Genomic DNA, 4610 nt, shown 5'->3' on the forward strand with positions numbered 1-4610 from the left:
TGCTTGACGACGGGAATCTGAGTTTCGGGGGCGGGCAGGCCCGCGCGGACCATCAGCAATCGCAACCAAGTCTCCTTCGGTGATGCCGCACCGGCATCGACCAGCGGAAGCGCCGTCCGCAGCCGACGCAGGCCGCGGGCTCGCGGGTGGCGTTCCGCCAGCAGCAGCACATCCTCGACGCGGCACGAGGTGGCTCGCAGCAGAGCATCAAGGCGCGCGACTGCCTCGCCGGTGGGGAGTCGTCGCACCAGGTCGAAGGCGGTTCGTGCTGCGGATGTCACCGGAAGGCCTGCGATACAAGTGATTTCGCAATTCGGCAAGCGGTGATTGCGGGTCACAATGCCAACGGGCGGGTGTTGGTTTCGGTAGATCAGTTCAACTGGCTCGTCGTCATCGATCCATTCGGAACCATGCAGCGCCGCGGCGGCGAGCCCGGCCAGCACACCGCGGCGACCCGACCATAGCCACGCCGCTTCCGAACGGAGCCGTAGCGAGGGTGTCGCGTGACGCGCTACATAGGTGTCGGGATAGATGGCGCGGAACCCGGCCCTGAGTTGATACCGGGTGAGCTTCCCTTCGCGCAAAGCCTCGCTGCCCCTGAAGGCATCGTCCATGCGCGTAAGACGTCATGGCTTGCCGATCAGTTTTGGCGAGACATAAGCCACGGACACCCGAATCGGCGTGTCGTGTGCGTGGTTTACGTGTCGCGGGGCAGGGCGCGGTCGCGATTTACGGCAAGCCGATGCGGCGGTAGCGTCCCAGCCGAGCGGCCAACCGCTCGGGTGCGGGAATCGCCCGCAGCGCGTGCAGCTCAGCGGCTATCGCGCGCGACAGCCGCTGAGAGAACTCGACGGGCTCGTCGGCGGCATCGGGATGCTCCGGCACAATGACGTCGACAATCCCGGACTCCAGTAAATCCTGCGACCGAATGCCTTGTGCCGCAGCGAGTTCGGGAGCATGGTCGGTGTCGCGGAAGACGATCGCGCTGGCGCCTTCCGGTGGCAGCGGGGCCAGCCAGCCGTGCAGCGCGGCCAGCACCCGGTCGGCGGGCACCATCGCCAGCGCCGGTCCGCCGCTGCCCTGGCCCAGCAGCACCGACACCGTCGGGGTGTCCAGGGTCACCAGCTCGGCAAGACACTGGGCGATCTGGCCGGCGAGGCCGCCCTGTTCGGCCTCGGCCGACAACGCGGGCCCAGCGGCGTCAATCAGCAGCACCAGCGGCAGGCACAGCTCGGCCGCCAGCGCCATGCCGCGCCGGGCCTCGCGCAGCGACGCGGGCCCCACCAGCCCGCCCATCACGCGCTGCTGGCCGAGTACCACCGCCGGCTGGCCGGCGAAGCGGGCCAGTGCCAACAACGTCATCGCCGCCTCCCCCTGTCCGGTCCCCGACAGCAGCACCAGGTCGGTGGCGCCGTGTCGCAACAGGAGTCCGACGCCCGGCCGGTCCAGGCGCCGGGACGCCACCACCGAGTCCCACGCGGGCACGTCGGGCGTCGGTTCGTCCGGTTGCGCCGGCGGCAGCGGCTCCGGAGCGTCGACGATCACCGTCATCGCGCGGTCCAGCGTCCGGCGCAGCTCGTCGAGTGCGACGACGCCGTCGATCACCCCGTACCGCTGCAGATTCTCCGCGGTCTGCACACCCTCGGGAAATGGTTCGCCGTAGAGCAATTCGTAGACGCGGGGTCCGAGGAAGCCGATCAGGGCGGCCGGCTCGGCGAGCGTGACATGGCCCAGCGATCCCCACGACGCGAAGACTCCGCCGGTGGTCGGGTTGCGCAGATAGACCAAGTAGGGCAGGTGCGCCTGCTTGTGGAGCCGGACGGCAGCGGCGATCTTCACCATCTGCAGAAACGCGACCGTGCCCTCCTGCATCCGGGTGCCGCCCGAGCTCGGCGAGGCCAGCAGCGGCAGCCGCTCGGCGGTCGCGCGCTGCACGGCCGCAGTGATCCGTTCGGCCGCCGCCACTCCGATCGAGCCGCCGAGGAAGCCGAATTCGCAGACCACCACGGCCACCCGGCGCCCGAATATCCGTCCCTCGCCGGTGAGCACCGACTCATCCAGACCGGAGGCGGCCCGGGCGTCGGCCAGCTCGCGCGCGTAGGACTCGCTGACGGGCATGGACAGCGGGTCGCTGTCCCAGCGGATGAAGGAACCCTCGTCCAGCACCGCATCCTGAAGTTGACCAGCCGTAATACGACTCACGATAAAAGGCTATATAGGGTGGCTGCCATGATCGGTGTTACCCAGGCCGAAGGTGTCATGACCATCGAGTTGCAGCGCCCTGAACGGCGCAACGCGCTCAACTCCCAGCTCGTCGAGGAGCTGCGGGAAGCCGTGGTCAAGGCCGGTGACGGCTCCACGCGTGTGATCGTCCTGACCGGCCAGGGCACGGTGTTCTGTGCGGGGGCGGACCTGAGTGGCGACGCGTTCGCCGCCGACTATCCCGACCGGCTCATCGAGCTGCACAGGGTCCTGGACGCGACGCTGATCCCGGTGATCGGCGCGGTGAACGGCCCCGCCATCGGCGCCGGCCTGCAGCTCGCCATGCAATGTGACCTGCGGGTCGTCGCGCCGGACGCCTTCTTTCAGTTTCCGACTTCCAAATATGGCCTCGCGCTTGACAACTGGAGCATCCGGCGACTGTCCTCGCTGGTCGGTCACGGCCGGGCCCGCGCGATGCTGCTGACGGCGGAGAAATTGACCGCCGAGACGGCGCTGCTGACCGGAATGGCCAACCGCATCGGGACACTCGCCGACACGCAGGCCTGGGCCACCGAGATCGCCGGCCTCGCACCGCTGGCGCTGCAGCACGCCAAGCGGGTACTCAACGACGACGGCGCCATCGAGGAGGCCGGGCCGGTGCACAAGGAACTCTTCGATAAGGCTTGGGGCAGTCAGGACGTCATCGAAGCCCAGGTGGCCCGCATCGAGAAGCGCCCGCCCAGGTTCCAAGGGGCCTGACAGACATGCGGGGGGCGCTACGACTGGCCGCCGGTACGGCGTCGCTGGCGGCTGGAAGCTGGATGGTGCGCGCGCTGCACGGCGCGCCGGCCGCCTTAGGCGCTGACCCCGCTTCGATCCAGGCGGTCGCGGGGAACTCGCCGAACTATCGCGACGGCGCGTTCGTCAACCTCGACCCCGCCTCCATCACCAAGATGGATCGGCAGCAACTCGGGCTCATCGTGTGGGAGCTCATGGGCAACCGGAGCGGGAGCCTGCCGAAAGGCCCAATTCCGTTGGCGGCGCCGGGAATCTTCGACAGTGACCCCGGCCGGCTCGCGGTCAGTTGGCTCGGCCACTCGACGGCGCTGGTGGAGATCGACGGTTACCGCGTGCTCACCGATCCGGTCTGGGGCGAGCGGTGCTCGCCGTCGGACATCGTCGGGCCGCACCGGCTGCACCCACCGCCGCTGCAACTGGAAGGGCTGCCCGCCGTCGACGCGGTGGTGATCAGCCACGACCATTACGACCACCTCGACATCGACACGATCATGGCGCTGGCCCGCACGCAGCGAGCGCCCTTCTTCGTGCCGCTCGGCGTGGGTGCGCACCTTCGCGCGTGGGGGATACCCGAGCACCGCATCGTCGAACTCGACTGGCATCAAAGCGCTCAGGTCGACGGGCTCACCGTGATCTGCGTGCCCGCGCGGCACTTTTCGGGACGTTTTCTGGATCGCAACACCACGCTGTGGGCTTCGTGGGCGTTCATCGGCCCGAACCATCGCGTGTACTTCGGCGGTGATACGGGCTACACCAAGAGCTTCGAGCAGATCGGCGCCGACCACGGACCGTTCGACCTGACCCTGCTGCCCATCGGGGCCTACAACACGGCGTGGCCGGACGTCCACATGAATCCGGAGGAGGCGGTCCGGGCGCACTTGGACATCACCGATGGCGGATTGCTGGTGCCGGTCCACTGGGGCACGTTCCGGCTGGCGCCCCACCCGTGGGCCGAGCCGGTTGAACGCCTGCTGGCCGCCGCAGAGCCCGCCCACGTCAACGTGGCGGTGCCCGCGCCCGGTCAACGCATCGATCCGGCGGCGCCGGCGACATCGAACCCGTGGTGGCGGCTGTGATCCCAGGGGTGGGCCACCCGCTCGCGGTACTGTTCCGCCATGGCGAAACGCGCGGCCGCGGCCGCTGTCACCGTGCTGCTCGCGTTGACCGGATGTTCCCCGGCGCAGCCCGCATCCAGCCCGCCGTCTGTGAAGTCTGACGCTCCACCCAACGAGGTCTCTGGCCTGGCGATCCCCGCCGGCCGCATCGATGAAGCCGTCTCCAAAGTCGACGGCCTCGTCAACGAACTGTTGAAAAGCACCGGCATCCCGGGAATGGCGGTGGCCATCGTTCACGGCGGAAAGGTGATGTACGCCAAGGGTTTCGGCGTCAAAGATGTCACCAAGGGGCAAGGCGCGGACAACAAGGTGGACGCCGACACCGTCTTCCAATTGGCCTCGGTGTCGAAGTCGGTCGGCTCCACGGTGATAGCGCATCAGGTCACCGACAACGCCGTCACCTGGGACATGCCCGTGGCGTCCAAGCTGCCGTGGTTCACGGTGAACGATCCCTACGTCACCAGCCATCTGACCGTCGCCGACCTGTATTCGCAC

5 protein-coding genes are annotated in these 4610 nt (G+C 68.5%); 3 read left to right on the top strand and 2 right to left on the bottom strand.

Annotated features, from left to right (window positions below; translation table 11 throughout):
- Both JOZ00_RS19635 and JOZ00_RS19640 read right to left on the bottom strand, forming a co-directional pair.
- Positions 1-614: hypothetical protein (locus JOZ00_RS19635; RefSeq protein ID WP_293346668.1), on the bottom strand; the 614-nt coding region annotated here is incomplete at its 3' end.
- Between the two features lie 115 nt (positions 615-729).
- Positions 730-2202 (bottom strand): carboxyl transferase domain-containing protein, encoded by a 1473-nt coding sequence (locus JOZ00_RS19640; protein WP_293346670.1) that lies wholly within the window; start codon positions 2200-2202, stop codon positions 730-732.
- A gap of 27 nt (positions 2203-2229) precedes the next feature.
- Between JOZ00_RS19640 and JOZ00_RS19645 the strand changes: the two genes are divergently transcribed.
- The 3 genes from JOZ00_RS19645 to JOZ00_RS19655 all read left to right on the top strand — a co-directional run.
- A complete protein-coding gene (locus JOZ00_RS19645) occupies positions 2230-2961 on the top strand; it encodes an enoyl-CoA hydratase (protein ID WP_293346672.1) in 732 nt (243 codons plus the stop codon).
- Positions 2962-2966: 5 nt separating this feature from the next.
- On the top strand, positions 2967-4076 hold the full coding sequence (locus JOZ00_RS19650) for an MBL fold metallo-hydrolase (RefSeq protein WP_293346674.1): 1110 nt from the start codon (positions 2967-2969) through the stop codon (positions 4074-4076).
- Between the two features lie 39 nt (positions 4077-4115).
- A partial coding sequence (locus JOZ00_RS19655; protein ID WP_293346677.1) for a serine hydrolase domain-containing protein occupies positions 4116-4610 on the top strand: 495 nt, incomplete at its 3' end.

It is taken from the genome of Mycobacterium sp., from assembly GCF_019243155.1.
In the GTDB taxonomy this organism is placed as follows: domain Bacteria; phylum Actinomycetota; class Actinomycetes; order Mycobacteriales; family Mycobacteriaceae; genus Mycobacterium.

Coding starts and splice junctions, on each gene's coding strand:
- JOZ00_RS19650 (WP_293346674.1), top strand. CDS start 2,967: ATGCGGGGGGCGCTACGACTGGCCGCCGGTACGGCGTCGCTGGCGGCT.
- JOZ00_RS19645 (WP_293346672.1), top strand. CDS start 2,230: ATGATCGGTGTTACCCAGGCCGAAGGTGTCATGACCATCGAGTTGCAG.